Source organism: Actinomyces sp. HPA0247 (assembly GCA_000411415.1).
In the GTDB taxonomy this organism is placed as follows: Bacteria; Actinomycetota; Actinomycetes; order Actinomycetales; family Actinomycetaceae; genus Pauljensenia.
In genome coordinates, this window is record KE150450.1 from 1,177,890 (window position 1) to 1,201,455 (window position 23,566).

Consider the following 23,566-nt stretch of genomic DNA (forward strand, 5'->3'; position numbering starts at 1 on the left):
CCGCCTGAGGGGCCGCGATAGCCACTCGGTGGGCCGGGAGTCTTACCGGGTGCTGCCGCCATGAGGCCACAAGTGCCGGATGGCGCGGCCGTTACAGAAGAGTGCCCCGACGAGGAACCCGCGAGCGCGCTTGTGGAGTCATGTGGCTAGCATGAACGGCATGAGTACCCCGGATACCGACACCCGCATCCAGCCGAGCAGTGCAACCCCCATGGGCAACGCCACCCCCACGGTCCCGCAGGTCGTCAAGCCGTTCCCTGCGTACGCGCGCACCCTGGGGCTCCTGTCCTTCGTAGTGTTTCCGGCGTGGTCCCTCATTGGGGTTCTGACGAGGGATCACTGGACGCAGTGGGCATTCCACTTGAGCCAGGCGCGAGTGATCATCGCGGCCATCGCCGTCCTCGCGTTCCTCCCCATCGTTCGGGCGGCGTTCTGTCGTTTCATCCTCGACCTGATCCGCAGGATCAAGCCGATGCGCAGCGGCAAGCACGCGCCGGAGGCCCACCCCGGCACCGCGTTCCTGGGGGTTGTGGCCTCGCTCGTGGTGCTCGGACTGGTTGGTCTGGTCGCGTGGGGCATGTGTGGTCAGGCTGCCCTCGACTGGCGGGATGGACCCGTGACCCGCGAGGGCGTCACGTGCACCGCCATGAATCCCGAAGAGCGCGACGACGGCCCCTTCGTGCACATCGAGCTGACTGACACCGAAGGGATCGTGCGCGCCTACGACTTGCGCCAATACGAGCTCGATCGCCACGCCGAGAAGGGGACGCCCCTCTACAACACGATCGTCGAGGCCTGCCAGACCCCCGGCACGCAGATCGGAATCTCCATCTACGAGCGCACGGGCATCATCGTCGACGCGTGGAAGAAATAGTGCGAATCGGCGTGAGGCCGGAACACGCGGAGATCGGCTAAGGACGAGGCCGACACGCTACTGACGGACCGAGGCCTCGGCGATGATGCCGGTCCTGGGGTAGATCGACGCGTCGAGGGTCATGGTCGGGATCCTGCAGGCCGTGAGGACTGTCGTGTAGGGGTGGCCCAGACGGGTGGAAACCGCCCGTAGGTCGGAGCGGGCGATCTTGAAAGACCACATGACGCCGTTGGAATCAACGAGCTCAAAGGTGCTGAAGACTCGGCGTCGACTCACGCTTTTCTCGTCCAGGTTCTGGCAGGTCAGGCCCTCGTAGTGCGTGGGCCCCTCCCACCAGTCTTGAAGTGCTGGGAGGTACCCCGCCCCGAGATCTGCGTAGGCGAATGCGAACGCCGAGGCGGAGAGTACGAAGGCGGCAGTGGCGACCCCGGGATGCGGAGCGCGCGCGTGGCGCCCACGGGCAGGCAACAGGAAACGGCGAAGGATGTCGCGGACCATCCAACGCAGGGACGCCCACACGATCGGCACCCACCCGATGCACAGCAGTGCGAACAGGGGAAGCGTCGCCAACTTGGCGCGCATTGTGAGCGGGCCGAGCAGCGGCTTGCCGACGAAAACCCAGCTGAAAACGCCGATAAGAATCAGGACGGTAACGACGATGAGGCGCGCGAGGCGTCGCTCCCAGGGTTTCAGTGCTGGCCCTCGTGCTCCTTCAGGCGCTCGTAGGAGCGGCGAATTTCGGCCTCGGCCTCTTCGCGGCCCACCCAGTGGGCGCCCTCGACGCTCTTGCCGGGCTCGAGGTCCTTGTAGACCTCGAAGAAGTGCTGGATTTCCAGGCGGTGGAACTCCGACACGTCGTCGATTTCGGTGCGCCACGAGGCACGCTGGTCGGAGGCGGGCACACACAGGACCTTGTCGTCGCCGCCCTTTTCGTCGCGCATGCGGAACATGCCGAGCGCGCGGCAGCGGATCACGCAGCCGGGGAACGTGGGCTCTTCGAGGAGGACGAGGGCGTCCAGCGGGTCACCGTCCTCGCCCAGGGTGTCGTCGATGAAACCGTAGTCGTCCGGGTAGCGGGTCGAGGTGAAGAGCATGCGGTCGAGGCGGATGCGACCCGTCTCGTGGTCAATCTCGTACTTGTTTCGGTTCCCCTTGGGGATCTCGATGGTCACGTCAAATTCCATGGCCGCGCCTTCCGCTTCAGCCCCGAAACTCGGGGGTCCAGTTGGTTGTGTGGGCACATGGACAGGTAGTGTAGTTACCGAAATAACCACGAAGGGACATCCATGCATCGCACGTCTATGGGGGCAATTGTAAGCGCTAGCGCCGCGCTCGTGGCGACGGCGGCGCTGGTGGGTTCCGGCTGCTCCCCGCAAGCGGCTACTCCGGCGGACGCTCCCACGGCCTCGACCCTTGAAGCGGCACCGGTTTCGGGCGACGCGAAGGGCGCGGGCAATCCGGTGAGCGCCGCAGACGTGGAGGCGCTGTGGGCGCCGGTGGCGGCCGCCGCGGCGCAGGGCGGCTACACGGCGTGGGGCACGGTCGTGGACGCGCAGACCGGCGAGGTGCTGCTGGACGCGGATGCGTCGACGGCTCACACGCCGGCCTCGACGACGAAGACGCTGACGGCTTTCACCGCGCTGGCGAACCTGGACCCGACGGCGACGCTGACGACGAGCGCGCTCCTCGGCGCCGACAACCAGACTCTCTACCTGGATTCCGAGGGCGACCTGCTCCTGGGCATCGGTACCTCCGACGAGGTCGAGGTGTCGGGGCGCGCAGGCCTGCAGACCCTCGCGAACGATGCGGCGGCTGCCCTGAAGCAGCGCGGCATCACCTCGGTGACCCTGAACTGGCGCGGCACGCTCTTCGACGGGGCCTCGCACCTGGCGTCCTGGGACGCGCAGGAGGTCGGCTCCTACGAGGGGCACGTCGGACCGATGGCGATCGACGCGGGGCGCACCTACGAGGGTGCTAACGCCTTCTACTCGGATGCTCCGGGTCGCGTCGCGCAGGTGTTCTCGCAGGCGCTGGGTGCCGCCGGCATCACGGCGACGCTCGGCGAGGCCGGCGATGGCCCGGCGGGCGCGGCCACTGTCGCGTCGGTGAGCTCGGCGACGATGGGGGAGCAGCTGCGCTGGATGCTCGCCCACTCGGATAACACGCTCGCGGATCAGTACTGCCGTTTCGCCGCGCGCGCGGCCGGAGCCCCTTCCACCTACGAGGGCGCGGCCGAGACGGTGCGCAAGGCCTTGACGCAGGCCGGTGTCCCCACGGAGGGCCTGACCCTCGAGGATTGCTCGGGCCTGTCGAGCAACGACAAGATCAGCGCCAACACGCTGGTCGGCGTCCTCAAGGCCTCGTATGCAGGCAGCGGGACCGGCGCGGACACGATGCGTCTGCTGCCGTGGGCGGGCCTCGTGGGCACGCTCTCCCAGCGCATGACCGAGGCCCCGGCCGCGGGAAACGTGCAAGCCAAGACGGGTTCGCTCCAGGAGGTCACCTCCCTGTCGGGCTCTGTCCTGACCAAGAGTGGGCGCGTCCTCCTCGTCTCGATCGGGAATGACCACGTCACCGAGGGTGCCTACGCCACGCGCGGTTACCTGGACGCCTTCGAGGAGGGCCTGGCCGGGCTAGACTAGGGCCATGGATATGCCGTTTGGCCCGCGCGACGTCGCGGGAGTTCTCGCCTCGCTGTCGTATGCGGGTCCGTCGGCCTCCCGCGTGGGTGCCTCCGCCGTGGTGGCGCGCCTGCGTCGTTCGGTGGCCTGGTCGGACCGCAGGCTCGCCGAGCTGTCCACCCTGCCCGAGGCCTCAGCGCAGGTCGCCGCCTCCTCGACGATCGTCGTGGATCGGCGCGGGCTGATCCGCTCGGTGGGCTCGCTCCTGGAAGACTTCGAGGACACGCGCACGCCCCTCGTCTTGGCCGCCGAGGCCATCATCCTGCGCGCCCTGGCCAAGGACGCGACGGGCATCTGGGACGTGCGCACGGGCCGTCGGATCCTCGTAGCCCCCAACGTGCTCGCGGACGCGCAGCGCTACGCCCTGGATCAGACGGACTGGTGCCGGTGGGTGTCCCTGTGCACGGGCCTGCGCGGCGTCCACCTGACGCACGCCCCCTACCTCGTCCCCTACATCGCTGACCTGATGCGCGCGCTGCCTGAGCGCAGCGACGAACTCGTGCGCATCGTCCTGCTCCTGGACGCGCTGCCCACGGCCGAGATGGAGGTCCTCACGCCCCGCGACCTGCCGTCGATCCAGTGGCTGCGCACCCACCGCGCGCACGCCGGCGGGGTGGCGCTGGTGCGCGCGTGCGCGGCGGCTGGCATGCCGCTGGCCGGGGTCGAGGCGCTGCAGGCGCAGACCGAGGGTTTCGCGCGCACCGTCGTGCGTGAGGGCGAGATCGCCCGCCTCCTGTCGGGCGTCGAGGCGCTGCCGACCGCGAGCGAGTACGCGGATCCCTCCGCGTGGCTGGCGCGTGTGCGCTGACGCCTCGAGCCGTGTGGGGGCGAACCCGCGCGGCCCCCTGCGCGCCTGCTCCCTCGCGGTGCGCTCGTCTCTGACCTCCTTCATCGACGAGGCCGGGGCCCCTCCCGCTCTCGTCGTCGGCCTGTCGGGTGGCGCGGATTCGTTGGCGTTGACGTTGACGACGATTGATGTGGCGGCGCGCGTGGGGATTTCGGTGATCACGGTGACGGTCGATCACGGGCTGCGCGAGGGCAGCGACGAGGAGGCTCGCCGCGTCGCGGATCTGGCGGCATCCCTGGGGGCGCGCGCCGTTGTCGAGACCGTGACGGTGGGAGGCCCGGGAGGCCCCGAGGGTGCGGCCCGCGACGCGCGGCGCGCGGCCCTGCGTGCGATTGGTGTGCGCGAGGGTGCCCCGATCCTCCTCGGCCACACGATGGACGACCAGGCCGAGACTGTCCTGCTGCGCCTGGCGCGCGGGTCGGGCCCCTCCTCACTGCGGGCCATCGCCCCCATCTCGCGCGAGGCGGACGGGGTGACGTGGCTGCGCCCGCTCCTCGGGTTGCGTCGGACAGACACGGAGCAGGCGTGCGCCCAGGCCGGCCTCGCCCCGGTGCACGACCCGACGAACGACGTCGATGGCCCGTGGCGGGCCGCCGACGGGAGCCCGCTGCGCCGCTCGGCCCTGCGGCATGAGGCGATCCCGGCCCTGGCCTCGGCCCTGGGTGTCGATCCCGTTCCCGCGCTGGCGCGCACGGCCGCCCTGTGCGCCGAGGATGACGACGCCCTCAGCGGTCGCGCTCGCGAACTCACCGCCGCCGCGAGAGTCGCTGCCGACGCGATCGCCGCCGACGACACAGACCCCGGCGACGGGGAAGCTCCCGTGGCGCTCGCGGTCGCGTCCCTGCGCGGCGCTCCCCGGGCGGTGCGTACGCGGGCTCTGCGTGAGGGGGCGCAAGCGGCGGGAATTCGCGCGCTGTCCAGCACGCACGTGGACGCCATCGACGACCTCGTGGTCGCGTGGCGGGGGCAGGGGCCCATCCACCTGCCCGGGGGCCTGGCCTTCCGCGTTGGACGCGGAGCCCACGCGCGCATCGCTTTCGTCGCGCGCGGGAGAGGCGACCCGACGGGACGAGACTGCCCGTAACGGGTGGATATGAGCCGAAAGAGACGCCCCCAGAGCGGCCCGACACCGACTGCGCGATCACAGGATGTTGCGCTGACAGTGAGAATCTCATCCTTCCTGGTACAGGCGAGCGTTTGTGTGGCACGCTTATAGTGGAATCGCTCGCGTAGCTTCGATACGAAAAGAGGACACGGTGGACGCCACCGATATGGGTAACGACCTGAAGGAAATCCTGGTCACCGCCGAGGATATGGACCGTCGGCTCGCCGAAATGGCTGAGCAGATCGACCGCGACTACGCGGGTGAAGACCTGCTGCTCGTCGGCGTTCTGCGCGGCGCCGTCATGGTGATGGCGGATCTGTCGCGCAAGCTGCACACCCCCCTCGAGATGGACTGGATGGCCGTGTCCTCCTACGGGTCGGGCACCAAGACCTCGGGCGTCGTGCGCATCCTGAAGGACCTCGACCAGGACGTCGCCGGACGCCACGTGCTGATCGTCGAGGACATCATCGATTCAGGCCTGACCCTGTCCTGGCTGCAGGCCAACCTCCTCGGACGCGGCGCCGCCTCCGTCAAGATCGCGACCGCCCTGCGTAAGCCGGAGGCCGCCAAGGTCGACGTGGACGTCGCCTACGTGGGCTTCGATATTCCTGACGAGTTCGTCGTCGGTTACGGCCTCGACTACGCCGAGAAGTACCGCAACATGCCCTTCGTCGGCACGCTGCAGCCGCACGTCTACACCAACTGAGAACGCCTACCTGTAAGGGATGCCCGTGAACGAGAAGATCAAGAACAAACGCCCCAGCCTGGGGTGGGTGCTGGTTCCGCTCATCGTGCTGCTGGTGGGCGGCTGGTTCCTCTGGCAGACGAATCAACCGCGCTCGGTGACGACGTCGGAGGGCCTGGCGCTCATCTCGGGTGACACGGTGGAGCAGGTCGTCCTCAACGAGGGCACCCAGCAGGTGAATCTGACGCTCACGGAGAACTACGTCCACCAGTCCACCGGCGGCGACGACAAGACCGTCGATCTGGGTAAGCGCGTGTACTTCACGTACTCCTACGTGCAGACCAAGGACATCTTGGACACGGTGGCTGCCAAGGCTCCCGCCAAGGGGTGGAATGCGGTGCGCCCGCAGTCCGGCGCCCTCGGCGCGATTATTCAGCTGCTGATTCCGCTGCTGATCCTCATGGGCGCGTTCTACTTCGTGATGCGTTCCATGTCGGGGTCGCGCATGATGGGCGGCTTTACTCAGTCGCGCGCCAAGGAATTCAACCAGGAGCGTCCGGACGTCACGTTCGCGGACGTGGCCGGTGAGGACGAGGCCGTGGAGGAGCTCGAGGAGATCCGCGAGTTCCTGGCCTCCCCGGATAAGTTCCACAAGGTGGGTGCGCGCATCCCGCGCGGCGTCCTGCTGTACGGCCCTCCCGGAACCGGTAAGACCCTCCTCGCCAAGGCCGTGGCCGGCGAGGCGAACGCCCCCTTCTTCTCGATCTCCGGTTCGGAGTTCATGGAGCTCTACGTCGGCGTGGGTGCCTCGCGCGTGCGTGAGCTTTTTGAGCGCGCGAAGAAGAACGCGCCGGCCATCATCTTCGTCGACGAGATCGACGCCGTGGGTCGCCACCGCGGCAGCGGCATCGGCGGCGGTAACGACGAGCGCGAGCAGACGCTCAACCAGCTCCTCGTGGAGATGGACGGCTTCGATGAGCGCGCCAACATCATCCTGATCGCGGCGACCAACCGCCCCGACATCCTCGATCCGGCGCTGCTGCGCCCGGGACGTTTCGACCGTCAGATCGCCGTCGAGGCCCCCGACCTGAAGGGCCGCGAGGCCATCTTGAAGGTCCACGCGCAGGGCAAGCCGCTCACCGCGCAGGTAGACCTGCGTCAGATCGCCAAGCGCACGCCCGGCTTCACGGGCGCCGACCTGGCGAACGTCCTCAACGAGGCCGCGCTGCTCACCGCGCGCTCGAACATGCAGTTCATCGACGAGCGCGCCATCGACGAGGCCATCGACCGCGTGATCGCCGGCCCGCAGAAGCGCACCCGCGTTATGAACGACCACGACAAGGCCGTGACCGCGTACCACGAGGCGGGCCACGCCCTGGCCGCCGCCGCGCTGAACTACACGGATCCGGTCACGAAGGTGACGATCCTGCCGCGCGGCCGCGCGCTGGGCTACACGATGGTCATGCCCACCGAGGACCGCTTCAACAAGACCCGCAACCAGCTCCTCGACGACCTGGTCTACGGCATGGGTGGTCGCGTCGCTGAAGAGATCGTGTTCCGTGATCCGTCGACGGGCCCCGCCAACGACATCCAGCAGGCCACGAAGACGGCCCGCGCGATGGTCACCGACTACGGCATGAGCGACCGCATCGGCATGGTCAAGCTCGGAGACGCCGACACCGAGGCCTTTGGCCACGGGTCCGGCGAGGCTCCGCGTTCCTTCTCCGATGAGACCGCCGCGATCATCGACGAGGAGGTGCGTCGCCTCCTCGACAACGCGATGCGCGAGGCGTGGCGCATCCTGTCGGAAAACCGCGGCGTTCTCGACACGCTGGCTTCCCGCCTGCTCGAGGAGGAGACCCTCGACGAGGCGCAGTTGCGTGAGATTTTCCAGGACGTCATCAAGGCCCCCGAGCGCGAGGTGTGGAACTACCAGTCCGACGCGGCCGTTCCGGGCGTGGTCTTGGGCCACCCGGTCGGTATTAAGGCCGAGGATGAGTGGACGTCCGTTCCCGTGCAGGGAATCGACGTGTCGCCGACTGACGTCATCGGCGCTTCGGGCGTGGAAGAGGAGCAGGAGTGACCTACGATCCCGCAGGCGTCGAAAAGGCGTCGCGCGACCTACTCGTCGCGATTGGTGAGGACCCCGAGCGTGAGGGCCTGGTCGGTACCCCCGACCGCATGGCGCGCGCCTGGCGCGAGATGTGCAAGGGTCTGACCGAGGACCCGCGTGAGCACCTGCGCACGCAGTTCCACGCGGGCACCGACGAGCTGGTCTTGGTCCGCGATATCACCTTCTTCTCGGTGTGTGAGCATCACCTGCTGCCCTTCTACGGCCGCGCCCACGTGGGCTACATCCCGCGCGGCGGCGTCGTGACGGGCCTGTCCAAGCTGGCTCGCGTCGTCGAAGGCTACGCGCGCCGCCCCCAGGTCCAGGAACGCCTGACCGCCCAGGTGGCCGACGCGATCGACGAGATCCTGGACCCTCAGGGCGTCATCGTCGTCATCGAGGCCGAGCACATGTGCATGTCGATGCGCGGTATCTCCAAGCCGGGCTCGTCGACCGTGACCAGCGCGTTGCGCGGCATCATGAGCGACGGGGCGACCCGCGCCGAAATGATGGCCCTCGTCCTGTCTGGGAGCCGATGACATGAGTGCCCTGCCCCTGCCCGCCGCCCCGGCCTCGTTCCCGGTCCCGTCCCTGGCACTGCCGGGCGGGCTGGCCCTGCCCGGCGGGCGCACGGCGGTCATGGGCATCCTCAACGTCACCCCCGATTCCTTCTCGGATGGGGGACGCTACGCGGACGTGGCCGCGGCGCTGCGCCATGCGCGCGAGATGGTGGCCGCGGGCGCGGACCTGATCGACGTCGGCGGGGAGTCGACGCGGCCGAATTCGACGCGTATCGGAGCGGACGAGGAGTGGGCGCGCATCGGCGCGGTCGTCGAGGCCTTGGCTGCCGAGGGCGTCGTCGTGTCCGTGGATACGTTGCACGCGGCGACTGCCCGCGAGGCCGCGCGCGCCGGTGCGGCGATTATCAACGATGTGAGCGGCGGGCGCTGGGATCCCGAGATGAATGCGGCGGTCGCCGCCTCGGGCTGCGCGTACGTCGTTCAGCACTATCGCGCGCTGCCGGGTATGCCGGGGGAACACTTCGACTACGGGGAGGACCTCGTGGGCACGCTCATCGAGCGCGTGGGGTCCCAGGTTCAAGACGCTATTGATGCTGGTGTGACAGCTGATAAAATTGTCATCGACCCGGGCCTCGGCTTCTCGCTGACGGGCGACCAGTGCTGGCAGATCCTGCGCGAACTGCCGCGCTTCCTGGAGGGCGGTTATCCCGTCCTCGTCGGCGCTTCTCGCAAGCGTTTCGTCAAGGCCCTCGGGGGCGACGTGGACGCCGACAGTGCGGCCATCGCCGCCTACTGCGCGGCATCAGGCGCGTGGGCCGTGCGGGTCCACGACGTAGCCGCCACCGTGGCAGCCATCGCCCGAAAGGAGAACGACGTTGACTAACCGACGCGTCATCATCGCCCTCAAAGGACTGGGGGCGATGGCCAATCACGGCGTCTACGACTTCGAGCGCGCCCGCGACCAGCGCTTCAGCGCAGACATCGTCATGTGGGTCGAGACCGCGGGTGCCACCGATGACATCGCCGCCACCGTCTCCTACGCGGATATCGCCGACGAGGCCATGGCGGTCCTCACCGGCACCGCCGTTGACCTGATCGAAACCCTCGCTGAGACCATCGCCGAGCGCGTCATGAGCCACGAGGGCGTCGTCGGCACCGAGGTGACCGTCCACAAGCCCGACGCCCCCATCGACCACCCCTTCGCGGACGTGTCGGTGACCGTGCGCGCGGGTGAGACTGACGCGATGCCGCTATCGCTGTCCCTCAAGGGCATCTACGAGGCCGAGGACGGCTCGGTCCTCACCGGCGAGATCGAGGCCTACGGCCGCGCTCAGGCGCCCAGCCCCGCGCAGCAGGAGCACCGCGAGGTGCTCCCGTCGCGCCGCGCCGCGCACGCCGCCGAGGCAGCGCGCGAGGAGGACACCTCCCGACCGGCGCACCTGCGCTCGCGTCGCGTGGTCCTGGCGATCGGCGGCAACCTCGGGGACGTGCCCGTCACGCTCATGCACACGGTCGAGGCCCTGTCCTACATGGAGGGCTTCCAGATCGACGACGTGTCGCCGATCATGCGCACGAAGCCGGTGCTCGCGCCCGGTCAGGCCCCCCAGCCGGACTATTGGAACGCCGTCGTCGTCGGTTCCGCGATCGCGAGCCCCGACGAGCTCTTCGCTCAGACCAGCCGCATCGAGCGCGAGCTGGGGCGCGAACGCCACGAGCGCTGGGGCGCGCGCACCGTCGACATCGACATCATTCAGATCGAGGGCCTGGCCTCCGCCGATCCGGTCCTCACCCTGCCGCACCCGCGCGCCAAGGAACGCGCCTTCGTGCTGGCTCCCTGGCTCCTGTGCGACCCCGACGCCATCCTCGAGGGCGTGGGACGCGTGTCCGACCTGCTGGCCCACACCCCCGACCGCGAGGGCATCATCGACGCTGTCGACGACTGGCTCGAAGACCCCGCGGCCGTCATGGCCGACTCGGACCAGCTCCTGGCCCAGCGCGCCGAGCAGGCCAGTGCCGACATGCGCGAGCTCATCGAGGCCCTGACCGGCGAAATCAGCCAGGTCGACAACCTCGTGACCCGCCCGGGTGTGCCCGCGGCCGACACCCCCTTCTCCGGCGCGATCGAGGCCTCGGTCCCGCCCGCGCCGACGCCTGCGCCCGCTCCTCACACTGTGTCGGCTCCCGCAGGTGCGCCGTCGCCCGAGGCCGCGGCCCCGCACGCGGCGTGGGCCCCCGAGGCTGTGCCTGCGCCCGAGGTGACGCCCGCTCCGCAGGAGATGAGCAGCGAGGAAGCGGTTGCGCTCGACGCTGCACCGATCCCGCAGCCGCAGACCCCCGCCCAGCTCGCGGCCGAGCAGGCGGCAGACCCCGCCCGGTCCGCCGCCAGCACATCGCGCTTCGCCCCCGCCGAGGAGGAGGCAGCGGCCGCGCAGGCACCCGTTCCTCCCGTCGAACAGTCGGCACCCGCCCAGGACAACGCGCCCGCCCAGGAAAACGCACCCGCCCAGGAAGCGTCCCCCCAGGAGGCTCCGCCCCAGCGCGAACGCCGTCACCGCGCAGATCGCGCCTCGTCGCGACCCTCCTGGCATCCGGTCTCCTCCGTGCCCGCGGATTCTGCGGCCGGGCGCATGACCCGCAAGATCGGCACGGGCACCTACAAGCCGAGCGGCACCGAAAAACCCCGCTGGGTCCCCGTCTTTGAGCCCAAGCGGGAGGAAACGCGTTCGGCGATCGCGCTGCCGGACTGGAACTTCTCCGTCAGCTCCGCACACGACGTGCGCGTCGTTGACGACCGCTCCGGCCTCGGCCACGACGACGAGCCCCCCAAGGCCACCGTCCACGCTGATGGGCGCTCGACGATCCTCGCCCCCGGGCTGCCCGACAACACTCCCGTCGGCCCGATCCCCGAGGACGAGGCCACACAGACCGGCATCCTGCGTCGCGTTGTCGTGCGGCCCACGATGACCGGAGCGATCCCGATCGTCAAGAGGCGCTAATGAAACCCGTGTCGATCGTGTGGGTGGCGGCGGTGGGCCTCGTGGCCGCCGGCCTGAGCTTCCTCGGCTTCCTCGCGCACATGCGCCAGGGCGGCACCCCGATGATCGTCACCCCTGGACCCGCGGTCATCTTTGCGATTGCCACGGCCTGCCTCGTCTGGTCCGGCCTGGCGGTGCGCCGCCTGCGCGCGGGCAAGGACACGTGGATCGACGCGATCGGCGCGATGCGCGTCGCAGTCTTCGCGCGCACGAGCGCCCTCGTCGGCTCCGGCCTGACCGGAATTCTCATCGGCGTCATGGCGGTGTCTCTCATGCAGCTCGAAGCGCCCGTGATGCTGGCCAACGCGATCGCGTCGGGCCTGTCCGGCCTCGTCGGCCTCGTCTGGACGATCATCGCGGTCGTTATCGAACGCTGGTGCGTCATCAACCCCGACGACGAGGGATCGACGTCCTCCAAGCGCAGCGCGGCCGCCTGATCGCCCGCGGCGCAGTGCGTTGCGGCGGCCGCCCCGTGTGAAAGTCGCCCCCGTCCCGAGCGTTAGCCGCTGCCCGCGCCCCGCGCCCGGTATCGTGGATGCGTGGCTGACCAGCGTAAGAATTCCCCCAGGCGACCCACCTCCAGGCGTAGTGCGCCGGGAGGCGCTACCGGTCGCGTCGGCGATCGAGCGTCCCGCGCCGCAGCTGGCAGCCGCGTTTCCGCTGCTCGTCCGGCCGCCTCGAAGGCCTCCACATCGACGAAAAAGGGGAGCGCTGGCTCGGCGCAGCGCTCCGCTAGCGCGAAGGCACCCCGTCAGAAGAAGTCGTCGGGCGGTGGCCGTCCGCCCGTCAACCTGTGGCCGCGGCGCATCATCACGGGCCTCGGGCTGATCCTCATCCTCGCCCTCATCGTGTGGGGCATCGTCGCTGGGATCCGCGCGATCGTCGGAGCCGTCAGCGCCGATCCCGCGCCGCAGTCCAGCCCCCAATCCGCCGTTCAGTCCGGCGCGGTGGACGCGTCCGGCTATACCCTCAAGGGCGGCCAGGAGGCCACGGCAGACGGCCTGCTCACCGACGGCACGACGATCGATATTCCCACCTGCCTGGATCGCGACATCACGGTCACGGCGAAGGCGTCGGCGACGTCGTCCGGGTCGGCGATGCCCGTGACCCTCACGCTCGAAAACCGGGGTTCCGTCGCCTGCTCGACCTCCCTGTCCCGCTTCGGGCTGCAGATTTCGACGGGTGACCTGCAGGTCTACAACTCGGCGAAGTGCGGCGAGGGCCAGCAGTCGTCGACGACCCTGCTGCTGCGCCCGGGCGCCACGTGGACCGGCGCCCTGCGCTGGGATGGCTACGTGTACACGAACGGCTGCACGACCCCGGCGGGTGGAGCGAGCGCCGCGTCCGCCGGTACCTACAAGGTCGCGGTCACGATGGGTACGCGCGAGGTCGGCTCGACCGTCGTCGACGTGACTCCCGCGCCCACGCCCGCCCCGCAGTCCGGAGCTCAGTCCGGCGCGCAGTCGGGAACCCAGTCGGGCCGCTAGGGTCTACCAGCCGACGAGGCCGGAACTGACCGCCTGCGCCTGGTGCGCCAGGTTCTCGGTGATGAGCTTGGCGCGGTAGGGGCCGATGCCCTCGATGGCTTCCAGCTCCTCGGTGGTGGCGGCGCGCAGTGCCGGCAGCGTCGTGATGTGCGCGGAGACCTCCTTGATGGCTCCCCACGACAGGTGCGGGACCAGGGAGAGGGCGCGCACGCCGCGCGGCGTGATCTCGCGGTCCAGGTCCGCGACTTCGTACACGTCCAGCCCGAGGATGTTCGCGATCGCGGTGAGGTCCACGATGCGCTCCGACCCGAGGGAGGACAGTTCGGCCTCGACGCGTGCGACGTCGTCGGGGTTGCGGATGTAGTCGCGCATGACGAGGGCCCGCTCGGACGCGGAGCCGCGCACGAGGTCCTCGACCTGCAGGGCCAGCAGGCGCCCCTCGGAGCCGAGCTCCTCCAGGTATTCCGTGATTTCGGAGGTGATGCGCCGGATCATCTCCATGCGCTGCATGACGGTGGCGACGTCGCGCACGGTCGCGCTGTCGCGCATCTCGAGGATGGTGAGGGTCTGCAGGACCTCGTCGAGGCGCTGACTGTAGCGGTCGAGCGTATCTACCGCCAGGTTGGCGCGCGAGAGAAGGGCCTCGGGCTCCTCCACCAGGCGATGCTCGGTGCCCACGTAGATGGAAATCATGCGCATCGACGCGGACAGGGACAGGACCGGCAGGTGGGTCTGACGGGCGGTGCGCTGCGCGGTGCGGTGGCGCATGCCGGACTCGTCGGTGGGAATCGTGGGGTCCGGGAAGAGCTGCACGTTGGCCTTGCGGATGCGCCACAGGTCGGGATCGATGATGACGGCACCGTCCATCTTGCACAGCTCACGCAGGCGCGCGGCCGTGAAAGCGACGTCGAGGTCGAAGCCGCCCGAGCAGATGGCTTGAACTTCGGGGGTGTATCCCAGGACGATGAGGGCGCCCGTGTGGGAGCGCTGGATTCGTTCCAGTCCTTCTCGCAATGGCGTACCGGGCGCGACTGCGCGCAGTGCCTCACGAAGGATCGCTGCATCGGACGTCAATGTGATTCCCTCCCAGAAGAGTAGGTTTGGTACCTATTATTGCGAGTCTGCCGGGAAAGCGACACGAATAGCCGTCGCCAGATCCGACACAGTAAAGACGGTGATGCCGTCGACGCCTGCGAGATCCTCGCTGCCCTGAGCGGGAACGATCGCCGAGGAGAAGCCCAGGCGTGCGGCCTCGGCGAGGCGACGTTGAGTGCCCGTGCACGCTCGGACCTCGCCCGTCAGGGAGATCTCTCCGACCGCCACGAGGTCGGCGCGAGGGGGAACGCCCTTGAGCGAGGACACGATCGAGATGGCCATCGCGAGGTCGATCGCCGGCTCAACCGTGCGGGCACCGCCGACCGTGGAGACGTAGACGTCCGCCCCCGACGTGTCCGCGCCGATGCGGGCCTGCAGGACCGCCAGGATCATGGCGACGCGCGCGTGGTCGACGCCCGAGGTCGTGCGCCGCGGCGAGCCACCCGACGAGGGTGCGACGAGCGACTGGATCTCCGTGGGCAGTGGGCGGCGCCCTTCCAGGGAGACAGCCGCGCACGTGCCGGGCACGCCGCGCGTCGTGCGCGACAGGAAGAGCCCGGAGGGGTCAGCGAGGCCGTAGATCCCCGAGTCTGTCAGCTCGAAGCAGCCCACCTCGTCGGTGGGACCGTAACGGTTTTTCACCGCGCGCAGCAGACGCAGGCGCGAATGGCGGTCGCCCTCAAACTGGCAGACGACGTCCACGAGGTGCTCGAGCACGCGCGGGCCCGCGATGCCGCCGTCCTTCGTCACGTGGCCGACAAGCAGGGTGGGCAGGTCGGACTCCTTGGCGACACGGATGAGGGATGCCGCGACCGCGCGCACCTGCGCGACCCCGCCCGCCCCGCCCTCGACCTGGGAGGAGGAAATGGTCTGCACGGAGTCGACGATCAGCAGGGAGGGGGAGACCTCCTGGACGTGCCCGAGGACGATGCCGAGTTCCGTCTCATCCGCGATGAGGAGGTTCGGCTCGAGCGCGCCGATGCGCTCCGCGCGCCCGCGCACCTGGGCCGCCGACTCCTCGCCCGTCACGTAGAGGACGGGGCCGCGCCCGCCCGCCGCGGCCGTACGCGCGGCCTTCGCGGCCACGTCCAAGAGCAGCGTTGACTTACCGACGCCGGGCTCACCGGCCAGGAGGATCACCGCGCCGGGAACGATGCCGCCTCCCAGGACGCGGTCCAGCTCGCCCACGCCCGTCGAGCGCGACGAGGCCCGCTCCCCGTCGACCTCGCCGATAGGCAGCGCGGGACGCCGCGGGGTGGTGGCGGTGGTACGCGCGCCTCCCGTGACCTCGCCGGCCTGGTCGACCGTGCCCCACGCCCCGCACTCGCGGCACTGGCCCACCCACTTGGGGGAGGTCCAGCCGCAGTCGGAGCAGCGGTACGTGATCTTCTCTTTCGCCATGCACTCACCGTAACCCGACCCACCCTCATCTGCGGTTCGCGCGCGCGAAGAAGGCCGCAGGTGTGTGGGCCGAGGGGGCGCAACGAGGTGCGTCGAGCGCGTCGGGCCCGTGCACGCAGGGCCCGTGGAGGGAAAGGGCCTGGCTCCGGCCTCGTCGAACGAGAATGAGCGTCCAAATACGTCACTGTGGTCAGGTTCTCGCACGCCTGGGAAGCGCGGGAACGCCGCGCGAACGAGCCGCCACGCGTGTGCGCTTATTCAGTACCTGTTGTTGTCTCGGGCGTTTATCCATAGGGTTGGTCGATGTGTATCCTTGGAATGGCTCACCATGGCCACACGGATACAGATACCGCCCCACAACAGTGCGCACATGAAGACTGAGGAAGCGACATGAACAAGGCGCGTCAATCGCGAAACAGCTGGTCGAAGCGGATGCCCGCAATCGCCGTCCTGCTGGTGTCCGCGATGCTCTGCGTCCTCGCCGTGGTCTACCGCGGCGTCGAGGTCACCCAGGTCAGCGTCGATGACGGTGGCATTTGGGTGACGAACCAGGATCGCAAGCTCCTGGGCCACCTCAACTACGACGCGCTCATGCTCGACGGCACCGTTTCCGTCAAGTCCGCGTCCTTCGACATCGGTCAGGCCGGCGGCGACGTGACGCTGGGGGAGACGGTGACGCGGACGGTGTCGCCCGTGAAACCCACCTCCTTCTCGATCGGCCAGGCCGTCACCCTGCCCGAGGGCGCCACCCAGGTACAGGGCGGCTCCGTCCTCGCGGTCCTCGACCCGGCCGCCGGTCTCCTGTGGGTCGGTAACGCGGGCGAGCCCGCCACGATGTCGTTTGCCAATGAGGACGCGGTCGCCAAGGATCTGAGCGACGGCATCGTCACGGTGTCGCCGTCGGGCACGGTGTTCGCCTACTCTCCCGGTTCTTCGTCTCTGGTCACGGTCGTGAAGGAAGGCCAGACGTGGCGCGCGAAGAGCACGACACTCAAGGGATTCCAGCCCTCCGGCGCCCTGTCGATCACGGCGGTCGGCGATAAGCCGGTCATCTACGACCAGGCCGGCAACACCCTCGTCATGCCCGACGGGAAGGTCCGAGACCTCGCCGAGGAGCATGTGACCGGTGCGGTCCTACAGGCCCCCGGCGACGACGCGGCCTCGGTGCTCCTCGCGACGGATTCCGAGCTCGTGGCCGTCTCCCTGAACGGCAAGTCGGTGGACCGCCAGCCCGCCTCGGACGCGGGCACGAAGGGCAACCCGGCTGCCCCCGTTTTCCATAACGGCTGCTCCTACGGCGCGTGGGCGGGCTCGGGCGCGTTTGTGCGCACGTGCACGGATAAGTCGCGCAATCAGGCACAGACGGTTCCCACGCTCGCCGAGGCCTCCTCCGCGGTCTTCCGCACGAACCGCACGCGCATCGTCCTCAACGACGTGTCGACGGGCACGCTGTGGCTGCCGGATAAGAACATGGTCCTCGTCAACAACTGGGATCAGATCCCCACCGAGGAGCAGGAGGAAGAGGACACCCCGACCCCGGACCAGCGCGAGCAGGTCTCGGAGCCGGAGCACAACGACAAGAACACGCCGCCCGAGGCCGTGGATGACGACTTCGGCATCCGCCCGGGTCGTTCGACGCTGCTGCCGGTCCTCGACAACGACTCGGATGATGACGGCGACGTGCTGACGGCGCGCGCCGTGACGAACCCGGAGTTCGGCACGGTCGTGCGCACGAGGGGCGGGCGCGCCCTACAGATCACGGACGTTCCGGAGAACCTGACGAGCGGGTCGACGTCCTTCACGTACGAGGCCTCGGATGGCCTCGCGGGCGCCACCGCGACCGTGCACGTGACGATCCACCCGTGGACGCAGAACGAGGGGCCGCGCCAGATGAAGCGCCCGGTCATCAAGGTCGGCGCGAACGCGCAGGTGGAGTACAACCTGCTGTCGGACTGGATTGATCCGGATGGTGACCAGTTCTTCCTGAAGTCCGTGGAGGCTCCCGATGGCATCGCCGTGCAGTTCACGGAGGATGGAACGGTGCAGATCCACGACCTCGGCTCGGGCGCGGGGGTCAAGGTGCTGAGCGTGACCCTCTCGGACGGGCACGCGGAGACGACGGGCGAGCTGCAGGTGAGCGTCCAGGAGGCGGGTAACGTCCCGCCGGTGGCGCGCGCTGACTTCTACGTGGCACGCGTGGGCGAGGCCCTCGCCCTCGACCCGATTGCGAACGACACGGATCCGAACGGCGACGCGCTGACCCTGGTCGCGTCGGGTACGGCCCCGGCGGGTACGTCCGTGTCTGCGGACCTGTCGCGAGGCATCTTGACGTTCACGGGGTCGGTGCCGGGCTCGTTCCAGTTCACGTACACGGTGTCGGATGGGCCCTCCACGACGGTGGGTGTCATCCGCGTTGACGTGGTCGCGGACGACACGAACGCGGTCCCGATTGCCGAGGACGACCTGGCGGTGCTGCCCAGCGGCGGCGCGACGCTGATCGCCCCGTTGGCTAACGACACGGATCCGTCGGGCGGCGTGCTGGTCGTCCAGTCGATCGACGTGCCCGCGAGCTCGGGCCTCGAGGTGACTCTCATTGAGCGCCACCTGCTGCGCATTACTGCGCCCGCGGGCCTGTCCGACGTGACGTCCTTTACGTACACGGTGTCCAACGGCGCGGGGTCGGCGACCGCTCAGGTGAGCGTCATCCCGACGGACGCGCAGAGCGAGGAGACGCCGCCCGAGGCCACGCCGGACACCGCGAAGGTGCGTGCTGACGACATCGGTTCGGTGAACGTGCTGGCGAACGATCGTTCGCCGATTGGCCTGTCGCTGAGCCTGGATCCCGACGTCACCGTCCTGTCGGGTGCGGAGCTGGGCTCGGTGTTCGTGACCGGCAACCAGGTGCGTCTCTCGGCCGGCTCGGAGGCCGGCGTCGTGCGCGTGGCGTACACGGTCGTGGATTCGGTGGGTAATCGTGCGACGTCGACCGTGACGTTCGAGGTCGTGGCGGCCTCCGCCGCGAACAGTGCCCCCGTTCCGAAGGCGCTGAGCGCGTGGGCCGTGCAGGGCCAGATGACGCGTATTCCCGTGCCGCTGACGGGCATCGATCCGGACGGCGACTCGGTGGCTCTCGTCGGTATCGATCAGCCGCCCGCCAAGGGCAGCGTCGTGCTGGGCACGGAGTGGCTGGAGTACACGCCGTCCGATGATGCGACCGGGACGGATACGTTCTCGTACATCGTCGAGGATCGCCTCGGCGTGCAGGGCCGTGCGCGCGTGCGCGTCGGCATCGCGCCTCCCGGCGCGCAGAACCACAACCCGACGGCCGTCCCGGATTCGGTGACGGTGCGGCCGGGCCGCGAGGTCAGCGTCAACGTCCTGAGCAACGACCTGGATGCGGACGGCGATGCTCTCTCCGTCGATACGGATCCGGCGACCGTGTCGGTCTCGGATGCCTCGGCGACCGTGTCGGTGGCCGAGGATGCGGTCACCGTCAAGGCCCCCCAGACGAACGGCGTGTTCGTCGTCGCCTACCAGATTCAAGATGGGCGAGGAGGTCGTGCCCAGGGGCAGTTGACCGTGACGGTCGATGCCGATGCGCCGCTGCGCGCACCGATTGCCCGCGACGACGTCGTGTCCGTGGCCGATCTGCCCGCCGACTCGAAGCCTGTGAGCGTCCCCGTTCTCGCGAACGACGAGGACCCGGATGGCACGACGGCTGCACTGACGGTCTCGGCGGAGGGCTCGGGCGTGAGCGTGTCCGGCCAGAACCTGTCGATCAGCCCCGAGGCCCGCCGACGCCTCGTCGTCTACACGGTGACGGACCCCGACGGGCTCAAGGCGAGCGCCGTCGTGACGGTCCCGGGCACGGATCTGCTGGCCCCGCGCCTCGATATGACGCGCATCCCGGTGGCGATGCGCGCGGGGTCCTCGCTGACCCTCGACATCAACGACTACGTGCTCGTGCGCGATCACTCGCGTTCCCCGATCATCACCGACGCGGCGACCGTGAAGTCCAGCGGCGGCATCGACTCGGTGGCGCTGCAGGATTCCTCGCACATCGTGTTGACGGCCCCTGACACGGCCTCGGGCCGCGCGTCGGTGTCGTTCACGGTGCGCGACGGCGCGGCGGACGATGCCTCGGCCCTGTCCTCGACGCTGACGATCCCGATCACGATTCAGCCCGCGAGGAACATGCCCCCGCGCCTGACCCCGACCCCGATTCTCGTGGGCCAGGGCGAGAACGTGACCGTGGACCTCACGCAGATGGTCGACGACCCGGACGACCAGGCGAAGAGCTCCTTTGACTACCGCGTGGTGAAGGTCCCCGGAGGCATCGACGTGTCCCTGGACGGCTACACGCTGACCGTTGCGGGCAAGAAGGACCAGCCCAAGGGGCCGGTCGGCGCGATCACGGTGAGCGTGGACGACGGCTCGGGCGCGGTCACCGCGGATATTCCGGTGACGATCGTGAAGTCCTCGAAGCCGCTCGTGACGACGACGGACGCGCGCATCAAGGTCAACGCCGGCCAGACGGCGACCGTGAACCTGTCGGAGTACACGACGAATCCGTTCCCGGATCCGCTCGTGGTCCTGGAAGCGTCCGTGCACGTGGGTCAGGGCAGCGCGGCCGGCGACGGCAACGTGCTGACGGTGACCCCCAAGGCAGGCTTCCACGGCGACATGATCGTCGTCTACCGCGTCATGGACGCGACGAACGACCCGGATCGCATCGTGCAGGGCCGCGTCATCGTTAAGGTCCTGGATCGCCCCGATCCCCCGCAGAACGTGACCGCGACCGCGACCGGCCCGGGCAGTGCGTTCGTGTCCTTCCAGGAGCCCGCTGCCAACGGTGGGACCATTTCGAGCTACACGATCATCGACTCGGTGAGCGGCAAGCCCCAAGAGACGCGCAACCCCGGCATGGAAGTGACGGACCTGCAAAACGGCGTCGAACACAGCTTCACGGTGATCGCCCACAACGAGGCCGGAGATTCGGATCCGTCGTCGGCGTCCGCGCCGGTGCTGGTGGACGCTGTGCCCGAGCAGATGGCCGCGCCCACGGTCCAGGGCACGGACGGCGGCCTGATCGTCTCGTGGACGCCTGCGGTCACCAGAGGATCGGCGATCCACACCTACACGGTGTTCGTCGCGCCGCAGGCGGGCGGTCAGCCGATCGCGCAGTCGGTGTCCGGTTCGGAGACCTCGACGACTGTTCGTGGCCTGCGTAACGGCGCGAGCTACTTGGTGTCCATCCAGGCGCAGAACAATGCGAAGACCCCCTCGCCGGTGTCTAATTCGACGCAGGGTAGCCCGCACGGCCCGCCGGACACGCCGGGTGACGTCTCCGCCTACCCGTCGGGTATCGGCTCCGACGCGTCGCGTGCGAACGTGATGGTGTCCTGGTCGCTCGGTAGCCCGAATGGAAGCGGCTGGGGTCGCACGGAGGTCACGGTGGGTGGCGTGTCAGCCACCGCGAACCCGGGTGCGACCAGCGTTGAGGTTCGCAACGTGCCGACGGGTCCCAACTTGCCCGTGACGGTGGTGGCATTCAACGCCGAGGACGACCAGTCGGCCGCTGCGACCACGACGCTGAACGTCGCGACGGTCCCCGCGCCGATCGCGGCCCCGACGCTGTCCGGTATCGGCGAGGCGGGCAAGGTGCGCGTCGACGCTCTGGCGCCCGTTCCGGGCCGAGGCTTTGACGCGTCGAACCTGACGCTGCGCTACGCCGAATCACCGGGTGCGTGTGCCAGCGGGCCGCAGGTCTCTAACGGTGACATTCTGCTGGTCAGTGGCTGGCAGCCGACCACGTTCTACTTCTGCCAGACGGGCACGGGCTTGAACAATCGTCCCGTAGCCTCCGACGCGGTGGCCGCGGTCGGCCAGGCGACGGGTGCCCCGTCGCAGGTGAACGTGGTGTTCACGAGCGTGACCTCCTCGAGCGTGACTGTGCACTGGGACCCGGTGGGCGCTAACCCCGCCGTCAGCGAGATTCGCGTGTCCGTGGGCGGTCAGACGCAGACCGTGGGCGCTGGAACCACCGAAGCGACCTTCACGGGTCTGGCTCAGGGCGCTCGCTACGACGCGTCGGTCGTGGCTGTCAACGCCATGGGTTCGACGCCGATGAATGCGCGCCCGATCACGACGACGAAGCTCGACGTGAGTGCGCAGTGGGTGGAGACCTGTAGCGGTAACGAGCGCGGGTACTTTGTGGGGCCCTGCCACACGTTCACGCTCAGCGCCCCGGGCTGGGATGGCGGCGCGTCGATCCCGCACATCTGTACGGTGCGTTCGGATCGTGATAACAGCACGGCCACGGTGCGCGTGGACGGGGCTGGCCCGATTCCATCGCGCGTGGTGACGCTCGCGGATTCCGCGGACGTGTTCAACCGAGGCCAGTACATCCTCGGCGAGTGTAAGCCGGAGAGGTAGGCACGTGAAGAAACTCCGTCGAATCCTCAAGGCTGCGTGGCGCAACGCCCGTACTCGCCTGGAGGCGGTTCCCGCCGTCGTGTGGCTGGCGCGCTGGCTCGGCGCGCTCACGCCGGTCGGTTGGTCGGTGAGCGTCGCGCTCATCGCGGGTGCGATCGCCGCGGGTGCCTTCGGTTGGATCGAGGGCTTCGTGGTGGCCGTCATGGGCCTGGTGGCCCTGGTGGTGGCGATCGCCTCGGTGGCCTCGCCGTCGCCGCTGTCGGTGTCGCTGCGCATGAAGAATGACCGCATCGTCGCCGGCCAGGTGGCGGTGGGCCGTGTGCGCGTCGTCAACGAGTCGGCTCGCCGGTCGGGTTCGACCCTCGTGGAGGTGACGATCGGACGAGGCAGTGGCGAGTTCCTGGTTCCTCCGATTAGCGGGAACGGGACGTGGAACGAGGCATTCTCGGTGATGACGAAGCGCCGCGGCGTCATCAATGTGGGCCCTGCGCGCACGGTGCGTATGGATGGCCTGGGCCTGCTGCGCCGCGTGCGTTCGTGGGATGAGCCGATCCTCGTGCACGTGCATCCGCCGACGGTGCGTTTTTCTTTCGACGCGACGGGTATGCAGATGGATGTCGAGGGTGTGGCCAGTGAGAAGCTGACGAGCTCCGACGTGTCCTTCCACGCCTTGCGTGATTACGAGCCGGGCGACGACCGGCGTGCGGTCCACTGGCCGTCGACGGCCCGTTTTGGGCGCCTGATCGTGCGCCAGTTCGAGGAGACGCACCGCTCGCACCACATGGTGCTGCTGGATACCCGGATTGACGCGTGGGGACGCCGTGCCTTTGAGACGGGTGTGTCCGTCGCGGCGTCGCTGGCGATCGCCGGTTCTGGCGAGGCGCGCACGGTGTCGATGCACACGGCGGACGCGTGGATTCCCACGGGCACGCCGACGGCGATGCTGGATGCCCTGTCGGAGATGGAGACGTCGACGCGCTCGGATTTCGCGGGCGTCGTGCGGCGCTGCGTCATGGAGCGCGGCGGGATCTCTGTCCTGTCGATCGTGGTGAGTGAGTCCGTGGATGACGAGGAGGCTGCTCGCCTGGCGAATATTGCGCCGGTCGACGTGGTCGTGTCCGTTATTCGCGTAGTTCCGGGGCGTGCGAGGCGTCGCCGGAAGATCAGCCGAGGCGTCATCATCGATTGCCCGTCGCTGGAAGATTTGCCGATGCTGGTGTCGAGGGGGGTGTCGGCGTGAGCGCTCCCGTTCGTCCCGGTGCCCATCAGGCCCCGCCGCGTCGTTCGCGT

Annotated in this window: 17 protein-coding genes; 13 read left to right on the forward strand and 4 right to left on the reverse strand. The window is 69.0% G+C overall.

Translation table 11 applies throughout. From position 1 onward, the window contains the following. Nucleotides 1-160: 160 nt before the first annotated feature. Nucleotides 161-874, forward strand: a complete 714-nt coding sequence (locus HMPREF1478_RS04715; RefSeq protein ID WP_232207419.1) for a hypothetical protein — start codon at nt 161-163, stop codon at nt 872-874. 57 nt (nt 875-931) lie between these two features. On the opposite strand, the gene HMPREF1478_RS04720 is transcribed toward HMPREF1478_RS04715, so the two are convergent. Further along, nucleotides 932-1,444: a hypothetical protein gene (locus HMPREF1478_RS04720; protein ID WP_148332955.1), complete on the reverse strand. Its 513-nt coding sequence runs from the start codon at nt 1,442-1,444 to the stop codon at nt 932-934. Between the two features lie 119 nt (nt 1,445-1,563). Next, entirely contained in the window at nt 1,564-2,058 is a 495-nt protein-coding gene (locus tag HMPREF1478_RS04725) for an inorganic diphosphatase (RefSeq protein ID WP_016460945.1), read from the reverse strand. Nucleotides 2,059-2,160: 102 nt separating this feature from the next. Here HMPREF1478_RS04725 and dacB point away from each other — a divergent pair, with 102 nt between their 5' ends. The 10 genes from dacB (at nt 2,161) to HMPREF1478_RS04775 (ending at nt 13,345) form a co-directional block, all read left to right on the forward strand. Then, complete coding sequence (gene dacB / locus HMPREF1478_RS04730; RefSeq protein ID WP_016460946.1) at nt 2,161-3,516, forward strand: D-alanyl-D-alanine carboxypeptidase/D-alanyl-D-alanine endopeptidase; 1,356 nt, start codon at nt 2,161-2,163, stop codon at nt 3,514-3,516. A gap of 4 nt (nt 3,517-3,520) precedes the next feature. After that, nucleotides 3,521-4,363, forward strand: coding sequence for a zinc-dependent metalloprotease (locus HMPREF1478_RS04735; protein ID WP_034474944.1), 843 nt, complete (start codon nt 3,521-3,523; stop codon nt 4,361-4,363). Further along, nucleotides 4,353-5,486: a tRNA lysidine(34) synthetase TilS gene (gene tilS / locus HMPREF1478_RS04740; RefSeq protein ID WP_034474947.1), complete on the forward strand. Its 1,134-nt coding sequence runs from the start codon at nt 4,353-4,355 to the stop codon at nt 5,484-5,486. The genes HMPREF1478_RS04735 and tilS overlap by 11 nt, the downstream gene beginning before the upstream one ends. Nucleotides 5,487-5,658: 172 nt before the next feature. After that, nucleotides 5,659-6,213 (forward strand): hypoxanthine phosphoribosyltransferase, encoded by a 555-nt coding sequence (gene hpt / locus HMPREF1478_RS04745; RefSeq protein ID WP_034474950.1) that lies wholly within the window; start codon nt 5,659-5,661, stop codon nt 6,211-6,213. 25 nt (nt 6,214-6,238) lie between these two features. Next, on the forward strand, nt 6,239-8,275 hold the full coding sequence (gene ftsH / locus HMPREF1478_RS04750; RefSeq protein WP_016460950.1) for an ATP-dependent zinc metalloprotease FtsH: 2,037 nt from the start codon (nt 6,239-6,241) through the stop codon (nt 8,273-8,275). After that, nucleotides 8,272-8,841 carry a GTP cyclohydrolase I FolE gene (gene folE, locus HMPREF1478_RS04755; protein ID WP_016460951.1) on the forward strand — a complete coding sequence of 190 codons (570 nt, stop codon included), beginning with the start codon at nt 8,272-8,274 and terminating at the stop codon, nt 8,839-8,841. The genes ftsH and folE overlap by 4 nt, the downstream gene beginning before the upstream one ends. 1 nt (nt 8,842) lies before the next feature. Then, nucleotides 8,843-9,706: a dihydropteroate synthase gene (folP, locus tag HMPREF1478_RS04760; protein WP_016460952.1), complete on the forward strand. Its 864-nt coding sequence runs from the start codon at nt 8,843-8,845 to the stop codon at nt 9,704-9,706. Further along, entirely contained in the window at nt 9,699-11,819 is a 2,121-nt protein-coding gene (folK, locus tag HMPREF1478_RS04765) for a 2-amino-4-hydroxy-6-hydroxymethyldihydropteridine diphosphokinase (protein ID WP_034474952.1), read from the forward strand. The genes folP and folK overlap by 8 nt, the downstream gene beginning before the upstream one ends. Beyond that, entirely contained in the window at nt 11,819-12,295 is a 477-nt protein-coding gene (locus HMPREF1478_RS04770) for a DUF3180 family protein (RefSeq protein ID WP_016460954.1), read from the forward strand. The genes folK and HMPREF1478_RS04770 overlap by 1 nt, the downstream gene beginning before the upstream one ends. 102 nt (nt 12,296-12,397) lie before the next feature. Then, nucleotides 12,398-13,345, forward strand: coding sequence for a hypothetical protein (locus HMPREF1478_RS04775; RefSeq protein ID WP_016460955.1), 948 nt, complete (start codon nt 12,398-12,400; stop codon nt 13,343-13,345). A gap of 3 nt (nt 13,346-13,348) precedes the next feature. Here HMPREF1478_RS04775 and disA read toward each other — a convergent pair whose 3' ends face one another. Continuing rightward, entirely contained in the window at nt 13,349-14,419 is a 1,071-nt protein-coding gene (gene disA, locus HMPREF1478_RS04780; protein WP_016460956.1) for a DNA integrity scanning diadenylate cyclase DisA, read from the reverse strand. Between the two features lie 36 nt (nt 14,420-14,455). Beyond that, complete coding sequence (gene radA / locus HMPREF1478_RS04785; protein ID WP_016460957.1) at nt 14,456-15,841, reverse strand: DNA repair protein RadA; 1,386 nt, start codon at nt 15,839-15,841, stop codon at nt 14,456-14,458. A 390-nt stretch (nt 15,842-16,231) separates the two neighbouring features. On the opposite strand from radA, the gene HMPREF1478_RS04790 reads away from it, so the two are divergent. Together HMPREF1478_RS04790 and HMPREF1478_RS04795 are read left to right on the forward strand one after the other, a co-directional pair. Beyond that, on the forward strand, nt 16,232-22,276 hold the full coding sequence (locus HMPREF1478_RS04790; RefSeq protein ID WP_016460958.1) for an Ig-like domain-containing protein: 6,045 nt from the start codon (nt 16,232-16,234) through the stop codon (nt 22,274-22,276). A 4-nt stretch (nt 22,277-22,280) separates the two neighbouring features. Next, on the forward strand, nt 22,281-23,516 hold the full coding sequence (locus tag HMPREF1478_RS04795; protein WP_016460959.1) for a DUF58 domain-containing protein: 1,236 nt from the start codon (nt 22,281-22,283) through the stop codon (nt 23,514-23,516). The last annotated feature ends 50 nt before the right edge of the window (nt 23,517-23,566 follow it).